This window comes from Streptomyces minutiscleroticus (assembly GCF_014650875.1).
GTDB classification, from domain to species: domain Bacteria; phylum Actinomycetota; class Actinomycetes; order Streptomycetales; family Streptomycetaceae; genus Streptomyces; species Streptomyces minutiscleroticus.
In genome coordinates this window covers 40,350-61,346 of the sequence record NZ_BMVU01000025.1, presented here as the reverse complement: position 1 = coordinate 61,346, position 20,997 = coordinate 40,350, and the positions used below count along the sequence as shown (strand labels likewise).

20 protein-coding genes and 2 pseudogenes are annotated in these 20,997 nt (G+C 73.9%); 14 read left to right on the top strand and 8 right to left on the bottom strand.

The window, feature by feature from the left end; genetic code table 11:
- The first annotated feature begins 23 nt into the window (after window positions 1-23).
- From IE271_RS23085 to IE271_RS23055, 7 genes are all read left to right on the top strand, one after another.
- A complete protein-coding gene (locus IE271_RS23085; protein WP_190192313.1) occupies window positions 24-1,502 on the top strand; it encodes an aminotransferase class I/II-fold pyridoxal phosphate-dependent enzyme in 1,479 nt (492 codons plus the stop codon).
- 266 nt (window positions 1,503-1,768) lie between these two features.
- The gene (locus IE271_RS23080; protein ID WP_190192312.1) at window positions 1,769-2,452 is read left to right on the top strand and encodes a HemK2/MTQ2 family protein methyltransferase; all 684 of its coding nucleotides are present in this window, start codon (window positions 1,769-1,771) and stop codon (window positions 2,450-2,452) included.
- Window positions 2,436-2,651 carry a CDGSH iron-sulfur domain-containing protein gene (locus tag IE271_RS23075; RefSeq protein WP_190192311.1) on the top strand — a complete coding sequence of 72 codons (216 nt, stop codon included), beginning with the start codon at window positions 2,436-2,438 and terminating at the stop codon, window positions 2,649-2,651. Before IE271_RS23080 ends, IE271_RS23075 begins: the two co-directional genes overlap by 17 nt.
- On the top strand, window positions 2,648-3,682 hold the full coding sequence (locus tag IE271_RS23070; RefSeq protein WP_229919499.1) for an iron-containing redox enzyme family protein: 1,035 nt from the start codon (window positions 2,648-2,650) through the stop codon (window positions 3,680-3,682). Before IE271_RS23075 ends, IE271_RS23070 begins: the two co-directional genes overlap by 4 nt.
- A 49-nt stretch (window positions 3,683-3,731) precedes the next feature.
- Window positions 3,732-4,604: an SDR family oxidoreductase gene (locus tag IE271_RS23065; protein ID WP_190192310.1), complete on the top strand. Its 873-nt coding sequence runs from the start codon at window positions 3,732-3,734 to the stop codon at window positions 4,602-4,604.
- Between the two features lie 22 nt (window positions 4,605-4,626).
- Window positions 4,627-5,859: an FUSC family protein gene (locus IE271_RS23060; protein WP_190192309.1), complete on the top strand. Its 1,233-nt coding sequence runs from the start codon at window positions 4,627-4,629 to the stop codon at window positions 5,857-5,859.
- Between the two features lie 81 nt (window positions 5,860-5,940).
- Window positions 5,941-6,387 (top strand): nitroreductase family deazaflavin-dependent oxidoreductase, encoded by a 447-nt coding sequence (locus tag IE271_RS23055; protein ID WP_190192308.1) that lies wholly within the window; start codon window positions 5,941-5,943, stop codon window positions 6,385-6,387.
- Window positions 6,388-6,732: 345 nt separating this feature from the next.
- On the opposite strand, the gene IE271_RS23050 is transcribed toward IE271_RS23055, so the two are convergent.
- Entirely contained in the window at window positions 6,733-7,737 is a 1,005-nt protein-coding gene (locus IE271_RS23050; protein WP_229919505.1) for a cation diffusion facilitator family transporter, read from the bottom strand.
- Between the two features lie 325 nt (window positions 7,738-8,062).
- On the opposite strand from IE271_RS23050, the gene IE271_RS23045 reads away from it, so the two are divergent.
- The 3 genes from IE271_RS23045 (at window position 8,063) to IE271_RS23035 (ending at window position 10,061) form a co-directional block, all read left to right on the top strand.
- Window positions 8,063-9,130, top strand: a complete 1,068-nt coding sequence (locus IE271_RS23045; protein ID WP_190192307.1) for a glutathione S-transferase family protein — start codon at window positions 8,063-8,065, stop codon at window positions 9,128-9,130.
- Between the two features lie 77 nt (window positions 9,131-9,207).
- Window positions 9,208-9,504: a DUF4235 domain-containing protein gene (locus tag IE271_RS23040; RefSeq protein WP_190192306.1), complete on the top strand. Its 297-nt coding sequence runs from the start codon at window positions 9,208-9,210 to the stop codon at window positions 9,502-9,504.
- Window positions 9,505-9,590: 86 nt separating this feature from the next.
- The gene (locus IE271_RS23035; protein WP_308435203.1) at window positions 9,591-10,061 is read left to right on the top strand and encodes a peroxiredoxin; all 471 of its coding nucleotides are present in this window, start codon (window positions 9,591-9,593) and stop codon (window positions 10,059-10,061) included.
- A 160-nt stretch (window positions 10,062-10,221) separates the two neighbouring features.
- Here the strand turns inward: IE271_RS23035 and IE271_RS23030 are convergent, their stop codons facing one another.
- A complete protein-coding gene (locus IE271_RS23030) occupies window positions 10,222-10,614 on the bottom strand; it encodes a VOC family protein (RefSeq protein WP_190192305.1) in 393 nt (130 codons plus the stop codon).
- Between the two features lie 392 nt (window positions 10,615-11,006).
- On the opposite strand from IE271_RS23030, the gene IE271_RS23025 reads away from it, so the two are divergent.
- Complete coding sequence (locus tag IE271_RS23025; RefSeq protein WP_190192304.1) at window positions 11,007-12,044, top strand: 7-epi-alpha-eudesmol synthase; 1,038 nt, start codon at window positions 11,007-11,009, stop codon at window positions 12,042-12,044.
- 183 nt (window positions 12,045-12,227) lie between these two features.
- On the opposite strand, the gene IE271_RS23020 is transcribed toward IE271_RS23025, so the two are convergent.
- The 5 genes from IE271_RS23020 to IE271_RS23000 are packed head-to-tail and all read right to left on the bottom strand — an operon-like array spanning window position 12,228 to window position 16,803.
- Complete coding sequence (locus tag IE271_RS23020; protein WP_190192303.1) at window positions 12,228-13,490, bottom strand: cytochrome P450; 1,263 nt, start codon at window positions 13,488-13,490, stop codon at window positions 12,228-12,230.
- Complete coding sequence (locus IE271_RS23015) at window positions 13,487-14,092, bottom strand: GTP-binding protein (protein ID WP_229919498.1); 606 nt, start codon at window positions 14,090-14,092, stop codon at window positions 13,487-13,489. The genes IE271_RS23020 and IE271_RS23015 overlap by 4 nt, the downstream gene beginning before the upstream one ends.
- Window positions 14,073-14,444, bottom strand: coding sequence for a DUF742 domain-containing protein (locus tag IE271_RS23010; RefSeq protein ID WP_190192302.1), 372 nt, complete (start codon window positions 14,442-14,444; stop codon window positions 14,073-14,075). The genes IE271_RS23015 and IE271_RS23010 overlap by 20 nt, the downstream gene beginning before the upstream one ends.
- Window positions 14,441-14,851, bottom strand: a complete 411-nt coding sequence (locus tag IE271_RS23005) for a roadblock/LC7 domain-containing protein (RefSeq protein WP_190192301.1) — start codon at window positions 14,849-14,851, stop codon at window positions 14,441-14,443. Before IE271_RS23005 ends, IE271_RS23010 begins: the two co-directional genes overlap by 4 nt.
- Window positions 14,848-16,803 carry an ATP-binding protein gene (locus IE271_RS23000; RefSeq protein WP_190192300.1) on the bottom strand — a complete coding sequence of 652 codons (1,956 nt, stop codon included), beginning with the start codon at window positions 16,801-16,803 and terminating at the stop codon, window positions 14,848-14,850. The genes IE271_RS23005 and IE271_RS23000 overlap by 4 nt, the downstream gene beginning before the upstream one ends.
- A 471-nt stretch (window positions 16,804-17,274) precedes the next feature.
- Between IE271_RS23000 and IE271_RS22995 the strand changes: the two are divergent.
- The 3 genes and pseudogenes from IE271_RS22995 (at window position 17,275) to IE271_RS22985 (ending at window position 19,603) form a co-directional block, all read left to right on the top strand.
- Window positions 17,275-17,636: pseudogene (locus IE271_RS22995) on the top strand (DUF1304 domain-containing protein).
- Window positions 17,633-18,182 (top strand): annotated as a pseudogene (locus tag IE271_RS22990) (TetR/AcrR family transcriptional regulator). The pseudogenes IE271_RS22995 and IE271_RS22990 overlap by 4 nt, the downstream one beginning before the upstream one ends.
- Before the next feature lie 1,040 nt (window positions 18,183-19,222).
- Window positions 19,223-19,603: an anti-sigma factor antagonist gene (locus tag IE271_RS22985; RefSeq protein ID WP_190192299.1), complete on the top strand. Its 381-nt coding sequence runs from the start codon at window positions 19,223-19,225 to the stop codon at window positions 19,601-19,603.
- Between the two features lie 80 nt (window positions 19,604-19,683).
- Here IE271_RS22985 and tuf read toward each other — a convergent pair whose 3' ends face one another.
- Window positions 19,684-20,877 carry an elongation factor Tu gene (tuf, locus tag IE271_RS22980; protein ID WP_190192298.1) on the bottom strand — a complete coding sequence of 398 codons (1,194 nt, stop codon included), beginning with the start codon at window positions 20,875-20,877 and terminating at the stop codon, window positions 19,684-19,686.
- Between the last annotated feature and the right edge of the window lie 120 nt (window positions 20,878-20,997).

Sequence of the window (20,997 nt, the reverse complement as noted above, 5' to 3'; positions counted from 1 at the left end):
CCTCTCCCGGGAACCCGCCCGCCATGCCGACCGATCACTCTCGAGCACCCGTACTGGAAGCACTCGCCGACTACCACCGCAAGGGCCGCCTGCCCTTCACCCCGCCCGGTCACAAGCAGGCCCGCGGCGCCGACCCCCGGGTGCGCGAGGTCCTGGGGGACGCCGTCTTCCTGGGGGACGTCCTGGCCTCCGGGGGCCTCGACGACCGCCGGACCCGGCACGAGGTGCTGGAGCGGGCCGAGCGTCTGATGGCCGACGCCGTCCACGCCGACCACACGTTCTTCTCCACCTGCGGCAGCTCGCTGTCGGTCAAGGCGGCCATGCTGTCCGTGGCCGGACCGCACCAGCAGCTGATCGTCGGACGGGACGCGCACAAGTCGGTCGTCTCGGGCCTGGTGCTGTCCGGGATCCACCCGGTCTGGGTCGATCCCCGCTGGGACGCCGAGCGGCACCTGGCGCACCCGCCGTCGGCCGAGGACTTCGAGAGGGCCTTCGAGGCGCACCCCGACGCGAAGGGCGCCCTCGTCACCACGCCCACCCCGTACGGCACCTGCGCCGACCTGCGCCGCATCGCGGAGGTCTGCCACCGCCGCGGGGTGCCCCTGATCGTGGACGAGGCGTGGGGCGCGCACCTGCCGTTCCACCCGGACCTGCCCTCCTGGGCGATGGACGCGGGCGCCGACCTCTGCGTCACCAGCATCCACAAGATGGGCAGCGGCCTGGAGCAGGGGTCGGTGTACCACCTGCAGGGCGACCTGATCGACCCGCACCTGCTGCAGACCCGCGCGGACCTCTTCGACACCACCAGCCCGTCCGTCCTGATCTACGCGGGCCTGGACGGCTGGCGCCGCCAGATGGTGGAGCACGGCCGCGACCTGATGCAGCACGCCCTCGACCTGGCCGACGAGGTGCGGGCGGAGATCGAGAAGATCGACGGGCTGCACGTGCACGGCCGCGACGACTTCTGCGGCCCCGGCCTCGCCGACGACATGGACCCGCTGCCCATCGTCATCGACATCACCGCACTGGGCACCACCGGCTACCGGGCCGCGGACTGGCTGCGCGAGCACCACCGCATCGACCTGCACCTGTCCGACCACCGCCGGATCGGCGCCCAGTTCACCCACGCCGACGACCGGGAGACGGCCGACGCGCTCCTGAGGGCGTTGCGGGAACTGGTCCGAGTGGCCCCGGAGCTGCGGCCCGCGCCGCGGGTGGACGTCCCGCCCCCCGCCGAGCTGCGGCTGGCCCAGGTGGACCTCCCGCGCGACGCCTTCTTCGGGCCGGTGGAGGACGTGCCGGTCGCCGAGGCGGTGGGACGCATCGCCGCCGAGATGATCACGCCGTATCCGCCGGGCATCCCCGCGGTGCTGCCCGGCGAGCGCCTCAACGAACGGGTCCTGCGCTATCTGCGCACGGGCGCCGAGGCGGGCATGAACATCCCCGACGCCACGGACCCGGAGGTGCGCACCGTCCGCGTCAGCGCCGGACCCGGGAGCTGACCTCCGCGCACACGGCGCCGCGGTCCGCCGGGACGGCCCCGGGGCGGATCCGGGACGGGCGGTGCCGCGGCCCGCCGCCGGATCGGCATATGCGGCGTCGTACGAGGTCAGGTGTGGACCGCGGACACCGGGGCACCCAGGGTCACGACAGCGACTGGCGCCTCTCCGCCCGTCCGGGGTCCGCCATCCACGAGTGGTGGCGGACCCCGGACGGGCGGAGGGTGAAGAGGGCGGTCCCCGCTGGGGCGCGCCGATCGGAGGTATCCATGACCGCGGAAGCCCTGAGGCCGGGTCCGTCCGCTCCTCTGGTGACGTTGCCGGGCGTCTACGCCCCGCAGTACGACACGAACCTGCTGACCCGGGCGCTGTGCCGGGAGAACATCGGCCCGGAGACGGAGGTCCTGGACCTGGGGACGGGCAGCGGCGCGCTCGCCGTGCAGGCGGCCCGCCTGGGCGCCAGCGTGACGGCCGTCGACATCTCCCGGCGGGCCGTGCTGACCGCCCGCCTCAACGCGAGACTCGCCGGCCAGCGCGTCACCGTCCGCCGCGGCGACCTGACCTCGGCCGTGCGGGGGCGCTCGTACGACCTGGTCGTCAGCAACCCGCCGTACGTGCCCTGCCCCGACCCGCGGCTGCCGCGCCGGGGCGCGGCCCGGGCCTGGGACGCGGGCCTGGACGGGCGGGCGCTCCTGGACCGCATCTGCGACACGGCGCCCTCCGTGCTGCGTCCGGGCGGGACGCTGCTGCTCGTCCACTCCGCCCTGTGCGGCACCGAGGCGACGCTGAAGCGGCTCGCGGACGCCGGACTGACCGCGGAGGTCGCCGACCGCGCCCTCGTGCCCTACGGCCCGGTGCTGCGCTCCCGGCACCAGTGGCTGTGCGAGGAGGGCCTGAGCAGCCACGACGAGACCCGAGAGGAACTGGTGGTCGTCCGTGCCGAACGACCCTGAGCGCCCCCGCCGCGTCACGGTGGAGCCCGGCGGCCCGGTCCTCGTGGAGGGGCCCGTCGAGGTGGTCGGCGACGACGGCACCGTCACCACCTCGCGGCGCTTCGCCGCCGCCATCTGCACCTGCCGGCGCAGCCGGACCTACCCGTGGTGCGACACCAGCCACCGCCGCCGTGTGAAGAAGGGGGAGGAGACCTCATGACGACGACGATGGACCCGCGGGCCGCGGCCACGGCCCGCCCGCTGCTGCCGGAGCCCCGGGGCGAGCTGTCCGGGGCCGTGGTGCGCGCCCTGCGCGGCGGCGACCTCGGCCCCTGGCCCGCGACGGTCGGCGACCCCTACGGCGACGACCTCCAGCTCGCCCTCTACCTCCTGTACGAGCTGCACTACCAGGGCTTCGACGGCGTGCCCGACGACCGGGAGTGGGACCCGGCGCTGCTCGGCGCCCGCCGCACGCTGGAGCGGCGCTTCCTCGACGCGCTGCGCGCCGACGTGCCGCACGACGGCGACGCCGAGGGGGCGCTGGCCGGGCTGCTCGTGGAGCCCGTCGGACACGACGAGAACAGCGTCAGCCACCACCTCAAGCGCGACGGCGAGCTGTGGCAGCTGCGCGAGTACGCGGCCCTGCGCTCGCTGTACCACCTGAAGGAGGCCGACCCGCACGCCTGGGTCATCCCGCGGCTGCGCGGGCGCGCCAAGGCGGCGATGGTGGCCATCGAGTTCGACGAGTTCGGCGGCGGGCGCCCGGAGGAGATCCACGCCCAGCTCTTCGCCGACCTGATGACGGACCTGGGCCTGGACACGACGTACGGGCACTACCTGGAGGCGGCGCCCGCCGAGGCGCTCGCCACCGTCAACCTCATGTCCCTGTTCGGCCTGCACCGCGCCCTGCGCGGCGCGCTCGTCGGCCACTTCGCCTCCGTCGAGGTGACCTCCTCGCCGGGTTCGCGCCGGCTGGCCGAGGCGCTGCGCAGGGCCGGCGCGGGCCCCGCCGCCCAGCGCTTCTACGACGAGCACGTCGAGGCCGACGCCGTCCACGAGCAGGTCGTACGCCGTGACGTGGTCGGCGGCCTGCTCGCCGACGAACCGCACCTGGAGGCCGACATCGCCTTCGGGGTGCACGCCACCGGCCACCTGGAGGACCGTCTGGGCGCCCATCTGCTCCGGGCCTGGCGGCAGGGGCGCAGCGCGCTGCGCGTCCCGCTCGCCGAGCCCCCCACGACCACCGGCTGAGGTTCCCCCACGACCGCCGGCCGAAGAAGAAGGAACGAGGAAGGACACCATGACCGAGGACCCCACCACCAAGTACCCGCAGCCCGACCTTCCGCAGCAGGAGCAGGAGCACCCGGGCTCGACCGGCGCCATGGAGCCCCGGCCGGACCACGGTGAGGACTCCTACGTGGGCTCCGGGCAGCTGACGGACCGCAAGACGATCGTGACCGGCGGGGACTCCGGCATCGGCCGCGCCGTGGCGCTGGCGTTCGCGCGCGAGGGCGCCGACGTGCTGTTCACGTACCTGCCGGAGGAGGAGAAGGACGCGCAGGAGACGGTGCGCCTGGTGGAGGAGGCGGGCCGCAAGGCGGTCGCCGTGGCCTGCGACATCCGCGAGGAGGAGCAGTGCCGCGCGCTGGTCGAGCGGGCCGTCTCCGAGTTCGGCCGCATCGACGTCCTGGTGAACAACGCCGCCTACCAGATGTCCCAGCCGGACGGCATCCAGGCCATCACCACCGAGCAGTTCGACCGGGTCCTCAAGACCAACCTGTACGGCATGTTCTGGCTCTCCAAGATGTCGCTGCCGCACATCCCCTCGGGCGGCTCCATCATCAACACCACGTCCGTGCAGGCGTACCAGCCGAGCCCGCACCTGCTCGACTACGCCACCACCAAGGCCGGTATCAAGGCATTCACACAGGGCCTCGCGCAGATGGTGGCCTCCGACGGGGTGCGCGTGAACGCCGTGGCGCCCGGACCGGTGTGGACGCCGCTGATCCCGGCGACGATGCCGGACACGTCCGAGTTCGGCAAGCAGTCCCCGCTCGGCCGGCCCGCGCAGCCCGCCGAGATGGCGCCCGCGTACGTCTTCCTCGCCTCCGAGAAGGCGAGTTTCATCACCGCGGAGATCGTGAACGCGACCGGCGGCACCCCGCTGCCGTAACCGCGGTCCGGACGCACCCGTGGTGAACGAGGACACGCGAGCGCAACGGAACACGGGGCGGGAAAGGCTCCGCAACGCCTGGTACACGCTGCGCCGGGAACCCGCCGCGATCTGGTACTCGGTCCGCCGGTCCGTCACGGACGCCGGTCCCGAGCGCGAGACGGCGGTGCAGTCGCTCAAGGCGGCGGGCGCGGCCCTGCTGGCCTGGGCGGTGGCCGGCGTCTGGTGGGACGCGCCCATGGCGCTGCTCGCGCCGTGGACGGCGATGTTCATGGTGCAGAGCACCGTCTACCGCTCGCTGCTCTCGGCGGTCCAGCAGTTCGCCGTGGTCGTCATCGGCACGCTGCTGGCCGCCGGGGCGGCGATGCTGACCCACGGCACGATGGCGGCGATGGCCCTGGCCCTACCGCTGACCATGCTGCTGGGCAACTACGCGCGGTTCGGCACGCAGGGCCTGAACGCCCCGACGGCGGCCCTGTTCGTGCTGGCCTACGGCTCGTACTCGGGCTTCGACATCGTGCACCGGTTCCTGGAGACGCTGCTCGGCGCGGTGATCGGCGTCTGCGTGAACGCCTTCGTGCTGCCGCCGGTCTACACCCGCAGCGTCCGGCGGCTGCGCACCCGGCTGCCGGCGGCCTGCGCGGAGCTGCTGCACGAGGTCGCCGACGAGGTGCGCGAGCCGTACGACCGGGAGCGGGCGCGCGGCTGGTACGACCGGGCCGAGCGGCTGACGGACATGATCACCGATCTGCGGTCCTCGCGGCGCTGGTCGGACGAGAGCCGCCGGCTCAACCCGGGACTCGGCCTGCGCCGGGCGCTGCCGACGCCGCCGTCGGCCGACTGGGACATGACCTGGGACCGGATGACCGAGCACATCCGCACGACCATGCGGTCGCTGGGCGAGCCCGTCCGGCGCGACATCGAACTGCCCGCCCCCGTGCCGAGGACGCTGTCGGCGCTGCTGCGCCGGGCGGGCGACGTGTGCGCGCTCGACGACCGGTCCCGGGAGCCGCAGGACGAGCGGGACGCGGACGAGCGGGCGCGGGCGCGCGAGCGCGCCTGCGCGGCGGCGATGTCGGCGCACCGGCGGCTGACCACCGTCCTGGCGGACCCGGCGTACGCGGCCGTGCCCGCCCTGGCCGGCATCAGCGCGGACACCCGCCTCCTTCTGGAGGACGTGGCCGAAGTGGCCGGGTGGAGCGACAGCGAGAGTGTGGCGACGACCTCCGCGGCGGGTACCGGTGAGGATGCCTGACCTTTCGGCGGCCGCGCCCTTCGGGGCGCGGCCGCCGCGGGAGGGCGGACAGTACCGGTACGCGACGATGGGACGGTTGCCATGCCTCTTGAGGGCGAGTACGAACCCAGCCCGACGCAGTGGGTGCGCGAGCAGGTGGAGCTGATCGAGAGCTCCGGCGGCAGCAAGGGGATGACGCTGGGCGGGCGGCCCGTCATCCTGCTCGTCACGCGGGGCGCCAGGAGCGGGAAGATCCGCAAGACGCCCCTCATGCGGGTGGAGCACGAAGGGCGCTACGCGGCCGTCGCCTCGCTGGGCGGCGCGCCGAAGAACCCCGTCTGGTACCACAACCTCAAGGCCGACCCCCGGGCGGAGCTCCAGGACGGCCGGGTGCGGCAGGACATGACGGCCCGTGAGGTGACGGGCGAGGAGAGGGCGCTCTGGTGGGAGCGTGCGGTGGCCGCCTTCCCGGACTACGCCGACTACCAGAAGAAGACGGACCGGGAGATCCCGGTCTTCGTCCTGGAGCGCGCGGCCGAGGGCCACTGAGCGACACCGCCGCCCGGCACCCGCGCCGAGGGGCCCGTACCGGACCGGTACGGGCCCCTCGGCATGTCCGCATCCGTGTCGTGTCCGTGTCCGCCGGGGCGGCGGTACGCGGGGCAGGGCGCGTCCCCGGAGCCCGTACGACGCGGAGCGGGCCGCCCGTGCGGCGGGACGGGGCCCGGACCCGGCCGGGGCCGACACGCGGGCGGACCGCCGCCCGGTCCCGCACCGCCGGCCGCGCCGGCCCACCGGACCGCCGCGGCCGGGGCGCCGAAAGGGGCTGCCGGGATTGCTGAGGATTCCCGGCAGCCCCCGTGCATGAACCCGTGCCGGACGGGCACCCGGTCCTCAGGCCCCGCCGCGCTCCCCCGTCGCGGCGGGGTCCCTGTCGTCCCGGTCCCCCGTGTCCGCGCCGTTCCCGGCGTCCTCCCCGCTCCCGTGCGGGTGCGCCACGGCCGGCGGGTCGACGCGGCCGTCGCGGCGCGCGATGCGGGAGTCCGTCACGTCGAGGTAGATCTGCTCGGCCTGCGGGACCAGGTGGGACACCGAGCGCTTGATGCGTTCGGACACCTCCTCGACCTCCTCGCTGTCCATGCCGGGCACCAGGTCGATCCGGGCGGCCACGAGCACCGAGTCCAGGCCGATCTCCATCGTCAGCAGCGACTCCACCGAGTCGATCTCGGGCTGGGCGTCGAGCAGCGCCCGGATGCGGTCGCACATCTCGGAGTCGGCGGCCTGCCCGATGAGCTGGTCGCGGGCGTCGCGTCCGAGCCGGTAGGCCACGTACACCAGGAGCGCCCCGATGGCCAGCGAGGCCGACGCCTCCCAGAGGACCTGGTCGGTGACCATGTGCAGGGCCATGCCGGCCATCGCGAGGGTCACGCCGAGCACGGCGGTGCCGTCCTCGGCGACCACCGTCCGCAGCGCCGGGTCGCGCATGCCCTTCGAACCGCCCTGCTTGCGCACCTGGTACAGCGCCCGCAGCAGGGAGGCGCCCTCGGACACCAGGGCGACCCCGAGGACGATCAGGCCCGCCAGGTAGCCGCTCTGCGACTCCTCGCCGCCGCCCCGCAGGGCCTCGACGCCCTGGTAGAACGAGAAGCAGCCGCCCATCACGAAGATGCCGACGGCCGCGAGGAGCGACCAGAAGAAGCGCTCCTTGCCGTAGCCGAAGGGGTGCCGGGCGTCGGCGGGGCGGCGGCTGCGGCGCAGGGCCGCGAGCAGGAAGACCTCGTTGAGGCTGTCGGCGACGGAGTGCGCGGCCTCGGAGAGCAGCGCGGGCGAGCCCGAGAAGAGGCCTCCCACGGCCTTGGCCGCGGCGATCACCAGGTTGGCGGCCAGCGCCACCAGCACCGTGACGCGGGTCCTGCGGTCGGCGTGGTGCGAGGAGGCGTCGCCGGACTCGGCGGGCGCCTCGGCCGGCGTGCACGGCCCGGAGGACTCCGCGGGCTCGCGGGAGGCCGGTGAGGACCCGGGCCGCTCGGCCGGCCCGGACGGCCCGGCGTCCGGCACGGGTGACGCGGACGATGCGGACGATGCGGTCTGCGGGGTCGAGGAGGATCGCTTCACGTCCGCCGGATGCCCCGGACCCCGTCACTCACACGGGGGAACCCGCCGATATCGGGGAACTCCCACCAGAAAAAGGGTCATTCGCTTCGAAAGGAAGTCGAGGCACCACATGAACAGCGTCGAGAGCAACAAGGCGTACGGCAGCAAGCCGTTCAAGCGGTCCAGGAGCCACTTCACGGACCGCGTCACGGCGGACGGCCGGGACGGCTGGCCGGTGGAGGCGGGACGCTACCGCCTCGTGGTGAGCCGGGCCTGCCCCTGGGCGAGCCGCGCGCTGGTCTCGCGCCGGCTGCTGGGGCTGGAGCGGGCGCTGTCGCTGGCGGTCGCGGACCCGGTCCAGGACGACCGCAGCTGGCGGTTCACCCTCGACCCCGGCGGCAGGGACCCGGTCCTCGGCATCCGGTTCCTTGGCGAGGCGTACGAGGCGCGGGAGCCGGGCTTCCCGGGCGGAGTGAGCGTGCCCGCGCTCGTGGACGTGCCCAGCGGCCGCCTGGTGACCAACGACTACCAGCAGCTCACCCTGGACCTCGCCACGGAGTGGACGGCCCTGCACCGGGAGGGGGCGCCCGACCTGTACCCGCGCCCGCTGCGCGAGGAGATCGACCGCGTCATGGACGAGGTCTACGGGGACGTGAACAACGGCGTGTACCGGGCCGGGTTCGCCACCACCCAGGAGGAGTACGAGGCGGCCTGCACCGGGGTGTTCCGGCGTCTGGAGGCGCTGGCCGAGCGGCTCGCCGGGCAGCGCTACCTGGTCGGCGACACGATCACGGAGGCGGACATCCGGCTGTTCACCACGCTGGTGCGCTTCGACGCCGTCTACCACGGCCACTTCAAGTGCAACCTGTGGAAGCTGGCCGAGAACGAGGTGCTGTGGGCCTACGCCCGCGACCTGTACCAGACGCCCGGGTTCGGCGACACGGTCGACTTCGACCACATCAAGCGGCACTACTACCAGGTGCACGAGGGGATCAACCCGACCCGCGTCGTACCCCTCGGCCCGGACCTGTCCGGCTGGACGGCCCCGCACGGCCGGGAGCGGCTCGGCGGGCGCCCCTTCGGGGACGGGACGCCGCCGGGCCCCGTCCCCGCGGGCGAGGAGGTCGCGCCGGCGGGGCGGCCGCCGGCCCGGGCCGCGGAGCGTGACCGGGCCGCGCGATCGGCCCGGGCGGTGTGACCGGCGCCGAACAGGACACACAGCAAGGGTCCGGTAAAACCGTCCGTGCGGGCGGAACGACGAAGGAGAACGAGGAGATGGCGAAGAAGAAGAGCATGCCGGTCGTCTACAAGCCCATCGGCTTCGCGCTCGGCTGGGTGAGCGGCTCCCTGGCGGGTCTGGCGTTCCAGAAGACCTGGAAGCTCATCCGCCACGAGGACGACGCCCCCGACGCGCTCGACAAGGACCGCAGCTGGGGCGAGGTACTGCTGGCCGCGGCGGTCCAGGGCGCCATCTTCGCCGTCGTCCGCAGCGCCGTGGACCGCACCGGCGCGACGGCCATCGAGCGGTCGACCGGCGTCTGGCCGGACGGCGAGAAGGGCGGCCGGGACTGACCCGCTTACGCTCCAGTAAGGTCGGCCCCCTGGATGCCGCGGGCGCTGGGGCGCCGGGGGGTGCGGCCGTGGAGCGAGGAGCGCGTGTGAGGAACCGGATCGACGTCGGCGACACGGTCGAGGACTTCGCCCTGCCGGACGAGACCGGCACGGTGCGCCGGCTGTCCGCTCTGCTGGACGAGGGCCCCGTGGTCCTGTTCTTCTATCCCGCCGCCCTCTCTCCCGGCTGCACCGCCCAGGCCTGCCACTTCCGCGACCTGGCCGCCGAGTTCGCGGCCGCCGGGGCGCGGCCGGTGGGCGTCAGCGGCGACGGGGTGTCACGCCAGCAGGAGTTCGCCGGCCGGCACGGCCTCGGCTTCCCGCTCCTGTCCGACCCCGACGGTGCGGTCCGCGAGCGCTTCGGGGTGAAGCGGGGCCTCGCGATGGCACCCACCAGGCGGGCCACCTTCGTGATCTCCCAGGACCGGAAGGTCCTGGAGGTGGTGCGCAGCGAGATCAGGATGAGCACGCACGCCGACCGCGCCCTGGCGGCGCTGCGCGCGCACCGCGGGGACTGACCCCGCCTCCACCGCGAGGGCCTGCCGCCGGACCGCCACGAGGGTCCGCCTCGGGCCGGTCCCCGCCGTGCGGCCGCCGGAACGGCCCCCGCGACCGACGGGATCCGGCCCCGCTCACCGGGTGCCCGGTCCGCTCCCGCGGCAGGCCCGGCCCGGACGCTCAGCCCTGCTTGGGCGCGACGGCGCGCGAGCGGCGCAGGGTGAAGGAGTGCCCGGCCGGGTCGGAGTAGCTGCGCTCCTCGAACGGTCCGGTCGCGTCCTTCGTGTCCAGCGGGCGGCCGCCGAGGTCGACCACCCGGCGCTCGGCGGCGTCGAGGTCGTCGACGTAGAAGTCCAGGTGGGCCTGGAGCGAGTTCTCGGGGCGCGGCCAGCTCGGCGGGGTGGCGTTCACGTCTCGCCGGAAGGCCATGCGCATGCCGTCGGCGCCCTTGATCTCCACGCGGTTGGCGGTCGCGTCCGTCACCTCCCCCTCCAGCAGCTCCCTGTAGAACTCGGAGAGCTTCTCCGGCTCGGAGCAGTCCAGTACGACCAAGCCTGCGACGAACAGTGCCATATCTCCTCCGTCGGGAAGGTGGGACATGCGCGCGAGCGGTCGTGCCGCCGCTCCTGCGTCGTCGGATACCCCGCGCCGGGCCGGACAGTCGGCGCCACCGCCCCGCCGGGGCCCCGCACCGCCCTTTTCCGACAGCCGCGCGCCGCGGCGCCGCACGCCGCGCGGCCGGTCCGCCCCGCGGCCCGGCGGCACTCCGTCCCCCTTCTGCCTCTCGGGTCCCCCTGGCCGCTCCGCCGTGCACGGGAACGATCTTTTACGGCTACCGCCGCCCGCGCCTCTTGCCGCGTCAACTACCTTGTACCGAGCCACGGTTGGATCATGGCGGGCGGCGGTCACGGCTGCCCGCCCGCAGGGCGGCGGGGGACTCTGCGACGCCTCTGGAAAGGACGCGCATGCCGCAGGACGTCACCTTCGACCTCCCCTTCGACACCCCCGTCAGCGAGCACCTCCAGTACGCCCGCGGGCGCCATCTGCGCTGGGTCTGGGACATGGGCCTGGTGCGCAGCCAGGACGGGTTCGAGGAGTACCGCTCCTGGGACCTGCCCGAGGCCGCCGCGCGCACCTATCCGCACGCCTCGGCCGAGGACATGGTCGTGCTGATGAACTGGTTCTCGCTGGCCTTCCTCTTCGACGACCAGTTCGACGCGGGGCGCCCCGACCGCGCCGACCGGGTGGCCGAGGTCGCCCGGGAACTCATCGTCACCCCGCTGCGCCCGGCGGGGAGCACGCCCCGCGTCGTCTGCCCGATCACGGTGGCCTGGGCCCAGGTCTGGGAGCGCCTCTCGCATGGCATGTCCCTGACTTGGCAGACCCGGTTCGCCGCGTCCTGGGGGCGGTTCCTGCAGGCGCACACGGAGGAGGTCGACCTGGCGGCCCGGGGCCTGGCGGGCACGCTGGGCCTGGACGAGTACGCCGCGTTCCGCCGCCGCACGGTCGGCATCCACCACAGCATCGACGCCGGCGAGCGCAGCCGCGGCTTCGAGGTGCCGGCCCAGGTGCAGGCGCACCCGCTGATGGTCCGGATGCGCGACCTCGCCGCCGACACCATCGGCTTCATGAACGACATCCACTCCTTCGAGCGCGAGAAGCGGCGGGGCGACGGGCACAACCTGATAGCCGTGCTCCACCGGGAGCGCGGCTACGGCTGGGAGGAGGCGGCGGCCGAGGCGTACCGCATGACCCGGGCGTGCCTCGACGAGTACCTCCGCCTGGAGGCGCAGGTGCCGGAGATGTGCGACGAGCTGCGGCTGACGGACGACCAGCGCGCGGACGTGCGCAAGGGCGTCGAGGCGATCCAGCACTGGATCAACGGCAACTACGAGTGGGCGCTGACCACGGGCCGGTACGCCGCGGACAAGGAGAGCCCGGCCGCCGAGGCCGAGCTGGCGGGCCGGGGCTCGCTCGACGACCTGCTCGCCGTCGGACGCTGACAACGCTGTCGGCCGGTCACCCGCGCGGTGACCGGCCGGCACGCCTCACGGCCGCGCCGGGCGCGGCCGTGCCCGGCGCGGCCCCACACATCCCACACGTCCTGCGCGTCCCAGACGTCCTGTGCCTCCTCCGCGCCCCATGAGCCGCCAGGCAGCTCAGGCGGCTTGAGCGGCTGAGGCGGCTCAGGCGGCGAACTCGACCGGGAGCCGGTCGAGCCGGCTCTCCCAGGTGGACGCCGTCGAGGTCAGCTCCTCGGGCTCCACGGCCAGGCGCAGCCCCGGCAGTCGGTGCAGCAGCACGTCGACGGCCGTCTCGATGATGGCCTGGCCGATGTTCTGGCCCGGGCACTCGTGCGGGCCGCCGCTGAACGCCAGGTGCGACTGGTTGCCGTGCACCGAGACGCCCACGTCCGGGCGTATCTCCGGGTCGAGGTTGCCCGCCGCCAGCCCCAGCACCAGCAGGTCGCCCTCGCGGACGCGGTGCCCGCCCAGCTCGAGGTCGGCGGTGGCGAACCGGCCCGGCAGCACGGCCAGCGGCGGGGTGTTCCACATGACCTCCTCGACCACCGAGGAGATGTTCAGCTGCCCGCTGACCAGGCCGGATAGCCGGGAGGTGTCGGTGAGGACCTTCTCCAGGACCCGGGCCAGGAGGTTGCTGGTGGTGGTGTGCGCGGTGATCAGCACCAGGCGCAGGTGCTGGACGAGTTCGTCCCCGTCGAGCGCGGCGTGGTGCTCCAGGAGCCCCGTGGCGAAGTCGGGGCCGGGCTCCTCCCGCTTGCGCTCGGCCAGCTCCCCGAGGATCTCCATGATCCGCTCGTTGTGCTCCAGGGCCTCCGCGCCGCCCTTGATGACCTGCGCGCAGGACTCGGCCAGCCGCCGCCCCTCCCCCTCGGGCAGCCCGAAGAGCCGGGTCAGCACGAGCATCGGCAGGTACTCGGCGTACTGGGCCACCAGATCGGCGCCGCCCGCGTCCGCGAACGCGTCGATCTGCTTGTTCGCGAAGTGCGTGACGTGGCGGCGGATGCCGCGGCCCGAGGCCACGTGCAGGTTGTCGGTGACCGCGGCGCGCAGCCTGCGGTGCGGCTCGCCGTCCTGGGAGACGCAGTCGGGGCGCCAGCCGAGCATCTGGATGAGCGGGGAGGTCTCCTCGACGCGGCCCTCCTTCCAGTCGCGCCAGATGCGCGAGTCCCGGCTGAACTGCAGGGGGTTGTCGAGCACGCGGCGGTTCTCGCGGTAGCCGAGCACCAGCCAGGCCGGTACGTCGCCCTCCAGCAGGACCGGGGCCACGGGCCCGTGCTCCTTGCGCAGCCGGGCGTAGATGCCGAGCGGGTCGCTCGCCGCCGCGAGGCCGTACAGGCGCGTGGGCCCGTCCGCCCCGCCGTGCGCGACGGGGCAGCCGGCGGGCGCGTCCGGGCCGCCGCCTCCGGTCGGGGGCCGGCCGGTCATCGCAGCTCCAGGGAGGGGGCCGTGCGGTCCTTGAGGTGCTGGATCAGCGCGATCAGCACGTCGCGGCTGGAGGCGCGGTCGCGGGCGTCGAAGGCCACGACGGGCGTGTGCGCGGGGATGTCCAGGGCGTCCCGGATCTCCTCGACGGGGTGCTCCTCGGAGTCGGGGAAGACGTTGAGGGCGATGACGAACGGGACGTTCTGCCGCTCCATCTCCTCGACGGCCCGGAAGCTGGAGGCCAGGCGCCGGGTGTCCACCAGGACCACGGCCCCGAGCGCGCCCTTGAACAGCCCGTTCCACAGGAACCAGAACCGCTCCTGTCCCGGCGTGCCGAACAGGTAGAGCACCAGCCGGTCGTTGATGCCGATCTTGCCGAAGTCGAGGCTGACGGTGGTCTCCTGCTTGTCCGTCACCCCGATCAGGTGGTCGACGCCGGCGCTGGCCTGGGTCAGCGTCTCCTCGGTGGTGAGCGGCCTGATGTCGCTGACGGAGCGGACCATGGTGGTCTTGCCGGTGCCGAACCCGCCGGCGATCATCACCTTCACCGAGCGGGTCCCGCCGTCCGGCTGCCGGTCGGGGTGGTCAAAGCCTTTGAAGTCCACTGAGTACCTCCTCAAGGAGCGCGAGGTCGGGCCCGCGGCCGGCGGCCGACGCCGGTAGGGGGTCACGGGCCTCGACGCGGCCCGCGTCCAGCAGGTCGGACAGGAGCACGGCGAGAATGTTGAAGGGCAGGCCGAGGAGGGCGCCGAGTTCGGCCACCGACAGCGGATCGCGGCAGAGCCGCAGGATCTCCTCGTGCTCGTGCTGCAGGCCCGGGGCGGGCGCGGCACGCGAGATGATGAGGGTCGCCACGTCGAGACCCGACGCCGAACCGCCCGGTCCGCTGCGTCCCCCGGTGAGGACGTAGTACCGCTCGAGACCGGACGGGTCGGTGGGACGGCGGGGACCGCTCATCCAGGGTGCTCCTCCCCACGCGGGGTGGTGCCGAGGAGCTCACCCATCCTGCGGGCCAGATCCCTCATCTGGTGGCCGAGGAGGCCCTGGTCGAGTCCCTCGCGGGCGAGGACGCCGAGGTAGGTCTCGACCCCGGCCCGGACGACGAAGAGATGGCCCCCGTCCACCTCGATCATCGCCAGGCGCAACTGCCCCGCGTACTTGGGGAACTGCTCGGCCACGGGCTGCGCCAGCGCCTGCAGGCCCGCGACCACGGCGGCGAACCGGTCCACGTCGTCGGGGTCGTCGGCCCCGTAGGAGGTGATGGCCTTGCCGTCGCTGGAGGCCACCAGGGCGAAGCGGATCTCCTGGATGCTCTCCACCAGATCGCGGAGCGCCCAGCTCACGTCGGTTCCCTGTTGCGTCATGTGGACCAGTCGCTCTCTTCAGTGCGGTGCTCGGGGTGCTGCTCGGGGGTGTCGTCCGCGGAGGGCGTCCCACCCTCGGTCGCGGAGTCGGGGACGGGCTCGGACTCGGAGGCGGGCCCGTTGCCCGTGGTGGTCTCATGGTCCGCGCCGGACCCGCTGCCTGCGGCGGGCCCGCGGTCCGCGACGGTCTCACGGCCCGCGCCGGACTCGCGGCCCGTAGTGGTCCCACGGCCCGCTGTGGCGAAGGCGGCCAGGCCGGCGAAGGAGGCGTCCGGGGGAACGGCATACACGTCGGCCGATGCCCCGGTGCCGCCCTCGGCCCGGTCCTGTCCCCCGGCCCGCCCGGACCGTCCCGCCTCGGTCCCGGCCTGCCCGGACCGTCCCGCCTCGGTCCCAGCCTGCCCGGACCCCGCCGCCTCGGTGCGCCGGCGGCGCCTGGGCAGACCGCCGGGCGTGGTGTCCGCCGCCTCCCCGTCGGGGGCGCCCGCAGCCGCGGCTCCGGCTGCGCCCGGCGCCGGGGCAGCCTCCGCGCCCGTACGTCCTCGCGTGCCCGTCGCCGTGGCGGTGAGGGCGGCGGGAGCCGGGGCCGGGGCGGCCGCGGCCAGCGGGGTGAAGTACTTGTGCGGCACCACCACGACCACCGACGTGCCGAGCCAGGGCGAGTCGGAGAAGGTGACGCGGATACCGTACCGGCGGGCCAGGGCGCCCACCACGCGCAGGCCGAGCCGCGCGTCCTCCGAGACGCCGCCGAGGCCGGGGCCGGGCTCCTCGCCCGCGAGGGACCGTACGGCCTCCTGCTTGCGCTCCTCGCTCAGACCCTTGCCGGAGTCCTGGATCTCGACGCCGACCCCGTTCGGCACCTCCTTGCCCGAGACGAGCACGGGCTCGGTGGGCGGCGAGTAGCGCGCCGCGTTGTCGAGGAGGTGGGCGAAGATCAGCGTGAGGTGGTCCACCAGGCCGCCGTCGACGCCGAGTTCGGGCAGCTGGCGGATCTCGACGCGATCGAAGTCCTTGATGCGGCCGATGCCGCCACGCACGACGCTGAGCAGGCGCTGCGGCTCCTGCCACTGGCGGCCGGGCCGGTCGGAGCCGCCGAGGACGCCGATGCTCGCGGCGAGGCAGTCGGCGGGGCCGATCTCCTGGTCCAGCTCCATCAGGCCCCGCGCCACCGACGGCAGCCGCCCGTGCTCGAACTGCATCTCGTGCAGCCGTCCGCGGAGCTTGCTGGTCAGTACGTGGATGCGGTTGCCGATGCTGATGACGGCCTGCTCGGCGGAGGTGCTGCGGTTGAACTCGTGCTCGACGCCGATGAGCGCGGTCCTGAGCACCTTGCGCAGGGCGGCGCGGAACTCGGGCGTGCCGTCCGTGTCCCGGGTGACGGCCGGCAGGACGTCGTCGATCGCGTCGCCGGCCCGCAGCCGGGCCAGCGCCTGGGGCAGGTACTCGGTGCCGACCCGCACCGCAAGGGCCTGCTGCCCGTCGAGCCGCTCCCGCCAGGCCCGCGTCTCCTCGGCGAGCCGCGCCTCGTAGGTCCTGGCCTGCTCGGCGAGCTTCTCGTCGTGGGCGCCGGCCTGTTCGGCCAGCCGCTTCCCGTGCGCCTCGGCCTGTCCGGCGAGCCGCTCCTCGTACGTGCGGGCCTGCTCGGCCAGCCGGGTCTCGAAGTCCGCGCGGTCGGCGGCGTACCGCTGCCGCTGCTGAGCGCTTTCGGCCCGCTCCGCCGCCGACTCGGCGGTGACGCGGAGCAGTTCGCGCCGGGAGCCGACCAGGCGGCGCACGCAGGCGGCGCTCACCCCGGTCACCACCACTCCGGCCGCGGCGGCTGGTACGCGGATCCCGTCGGGGCCCAGGACCGCGGCGACGGCGGTTCCGGCGGCCAGCGCGAGCGGCAGCAGCCACCAGCCGTACCAGGCGACCGGTGCCCGCACCGCCAGCGGCGGAGTGGCAAGTTCCATCTGAATCCTTCGACGCAACAGGATCGGATCGGGGAGAGGTGACCCACCTCGCAGCGGGTCCGGGCACACACCGGGCGACGGCGGATTCCGAACACCTCAACTCGCGGCACCGCAAGGAACCTTATCGGGAAAGACACCGAAAGGATCAACCTGCTCACAGCTGATCACCACGCTTCGGACAGCCCCTGACCAGGCGCGATCAAATCGCGACATCCCGGTACTCATCACCCCGTCTGCGCCCGCGCCGCCACGCCTCCGCACCCTGGCCACGACCGCACCATGTCGCACCGTCACCCCGGATCTGGCCGAGAACAATCAGAAACGGGCATGATCCCCACGCCTTCCGGGCTCGAACGGGCGTTCCACCAGCACCACTTGACCGTTTCCAAAAACTTCCTGGACACCTGTCCATGTACGTCGGGCACCCGCCCAGGAGCCCCTGGGCCCCCCTGGAGACGAGAAGGCCACCCCATGCAGATCCTCGCGAACGTGCTCGTCGGACTGGTCGCCGCCCTGCACGCGTACTTCCTGGTGCTGGAGACGTTCCTCTGGGAACGGGCGCCGGGCCGGCGGCTGCACTGCTTCGACGCCGGCACGGCACGGGTCACCGCCCCCTGGCCGGGAACCAGGGGCTCTACAACGGCTTCCTGGCGGCCGGCCTCGTGCGGGGCCTCGCCGCCGGCGACCCGACGGGATTCCGCGCCCAGGTCTTCTTCCTCGTCTGCGTCGTGATCGCGGGGGCGTACGGCGCCGCCACCGCCGACCGGCGCATCCTGCTCGCCCAGGCGCTGCCGGGCGCGCTCGCCCTCGCCGTCGTCCTCGCCGCGCGATGAGCCCCGGCCCCCGCACCGGCCGCACCCGGGCCAGGCTGCGCGAGGCGCTGCTCGCCAAGTGCGCCGAACGCCCGCTCGCCCAGGTGGGCGTGGCCGCCCTCGCCCGCCGGGCCGGGGTCGGCCGCGCCACGTTCTACCTGCACTGCGCCAACCTGGAGGCGCTGGCGGTCGACGCCTGCGCGGACGTCGTCCGGGACGCCGTGGACGCCCTGCACGCCCGGCGCGGCACGCCCGACCCGGAGACGACCCCGCCCGCGGTGCTCGCGTTCTTCGCGGCGCTCCCCCCGCACGCCGGGCTGCACCGGGCGCCGCTCGGCCCCGGCGGGGCGGGTCCCCTGGCCGCGTCCTCCACCAGGACCTGCGGGCGCGCAGCCGGGCCGAACGGGAGCGCGCCGACGCGCCCGAGGCCGCGCTCGTCGCCTCCGCCGTCGCCGCGACCTTCACCGGCGTGCTCGGCGACTGGCTGCACGGCTCGGTCGAGGGCACCCCGGAGGAGATCGCCCCCGGGTCTGGCGGCCGCCGGCCACCCTGCACCGGGTGCGGTGAACGGCCGAGGCGGACACCGCCGGCGGCACGCGGCGGTCAGCGCGGGAGCCGCCGACACGGGAACCGGCCCGCGCGGAAGCCGCCGGCACCTGGCGGCCCGCGGAGCCGCCGATACGTGAAGCCGGCACGGAGGCCGTGGGCACGGAGCGACCGGCACGGGGACGGTGGGCACGGAGCCGTCGGCACGAGACCTGCCGGCCCACCGCCGGCCCACCGCCGGCCCACCGCGGGCGGGCCCGGCGCGCTCTACCGCGAAGGGCCGCGGGCCGGGGCCCCCGGGGATCGCGGTGGATGCCCGCGAGGGGCCGCGGGGACGCGGGGCCCGCCGCCGCTCCCCCGCGGCGTTCCGGCGGCGGACGGGTTCCGGACGAGTTGCGTGCGTCCGGCGCGGCGCGGTGACACGCCTGGTGCGGGCCGTCCGTCGCACGCCGGGCCGCAGCGCGCACGGCGACCACAGGCCCGGCCGTGACTCACCGTGAGGACGCTTCGCGGGGGCCGCGCGGGCGCTGACCATTGATGCGCCTTCGTGAACGGGCGGCCCCGCGGCGCCGGAGGGCGGGGGCGGGCCGGACGGCCGACCGGCCGGCGCATGGCTCGAACCAGCCGGACCGAGCCCGGTGCCGAGCGTCCGGTACGCGTCACGGGGGACGGCGGCACGGCCCGCCCGGACGTCGCACCTCCCCCAACTCACGTATCATGCACGCTCGTTCGACGATCTGTTCGACGAATCGGCCCCGGGGCACGGTCGGCGTCGCACCGGTCGCCCCCCGTCCGGCCCCCTCCCCCGGCGCACCGCACGATGCCCGAATCCCCCCTTGCGGAACATGGCGAGTGAATCGGAGACATATGTCAACCGAACGTGCTCAAATTCAGCCCATCGAGGGTAACTTGACGGGTGAGGAACGGTTTCACCGCCTCAAGCCCCCGGGTGCCGCCTTTACGCTCACGGAACGTCGTCACCCCGGCCCCCGGTGACCTTCGATGCCGTTCCCCGTTCCCCGGCGGAGCGGGAGCCGTCGCCGGTTGGAGGTGATGTCGTCGTGCGCAACGATCCCGCGGTCCGCACGCCGCATCTGCGCATTCATCAGCACAACGAGTACACCGTTCTGGAGTTCCACGGCGAGATCGACATTCTGGCGGCGCTGGAGACGTCGCCCCTCCTCGACGCCGCGACCGGGCGGCCCGCCCCGCAGATCGTCATCGACCTGCGGAACATAGAGTTCCTGGACTGTTCGGGACTGCGGCTGCTCCACCGGATCCGGCGCCGGACCCTCGCCCAGGGCGGCCGGGTGCACCTGGTCTGCACCCACCGGCTGACCCTGCGCGTCCTGCAGGTCACGGGGCTCGCCGCGGAACTGCCGCCGCTGTCGTCGCTGGACGAGGCCTTCAGCCACCCGGAGGCCACCACCGAGCCGCTGTGACCGCGCCCGGACCCCGTGACCCGTCCGCACCCGGACGTCCGCACCCCGTCCCGACCCGGGCCCCGTGACCCGCGGAGCCGTCACTTCAGGATGCGGGTCACCTGACCGGCGCCGACCGTCCGGCCGCCCTCGCGGATCGCGAACTTCAGCCCCTCCTCCATCGCCACGGGCTGGATCAGCTGGACGTGCATGGTGGTGTTGTCGCCCGGCATGACCATCTCGGTGCCCTTGGGCAGCGTGACCACCCCGGTCACGTCGGTGGTGCGGAAGTAGAACTGGGGACGGTAGTTGTCGAAGAACGGCGTGTGCCGCCCGCCCTCGTCCTTGGACAGGATGTACGCGCGGGCCTCGAAGTCGGTGTGCGGCGTCACCGAACCGGGTTTGATCACGACCTGGCCGCGCTCGACCTCCTCGCGCTTGACCCCCCGCAGCAGCAGCCCGACGTTCTCCCCCGCCCGCCCCTCGTCCAGGAGCTTGCGGAACATCTCGACGCCGGTGACCGTCGTGCGCTGCTTCTGCGCGTGGATGCCGATGATCTCCACCTCGCTGTTGACCTTCAGCACGCCGCGCTCGATCCGGCCGGTGACGACGGTGCCGCGGCCCGTGATGGTGAAGACGTCCTCGATGGGCATGAGGAACGGCCGGTCGACGTCCCGGACGGGCTCGGGCACGAACGCGTCGACCGCGGCGAGGAGTTCGAGGACGGAGGCGGTCCACCGCTCGTCGCCCTCCAGCGCCTTGAGCGCGGACACCCGCACCACCGGCACCTCGTCGCCCGGGAACTCGTACTCGGTCAGCAGCTCCCGCACCTCCAGCTCCACCAGTTCGAGGATCTCCTCGTCGTCGACCATGTCCGTCTTGTTCAGCGCGACGACGATGTAGGGGACGCCGACCTGGCGGGCGAGCAGGACGTGCTCCTTGGTCTGCGGCATGGGGCCGTCGGTGGCGGCGACCACCAGGATCGCCCCGTCCATCTGCGCCGCCCCCGTGATCATGTTCTTGATGTAGTCCGCGTGCCCGGGACAGTCGACGTGCGCGTAGTGCCGGTTCTCCGTCTGGTACTCGACGTGGGCGATGGAGATGGTGATGCCCCGCTGACGCTCCTCGGGCGCCTTGTCGATCTGCTCGAACGGCGTGTAGGGGTTCAGGTCGGGGAACTTCTCGTGCAACACCTTGGTGATGGCGGCCGTGAGGGTCGTCTTGCCGTGGTCGATGTGGCCGATGGTGCCGATGTTGACGTGCGGCTTGGTGCGCTCGAACTTCGCCTTGGTCACTGCGAGCCCTCCTGCTCCCGTGGGTGGCGCCGGGCCTGCGCGCCGGACGGCCGTGCGCCCGCCCGGTACGGCCGTACTGCACTGCTCTATTCGGTACTGCCGTTCGCACCGCCTGTCCAC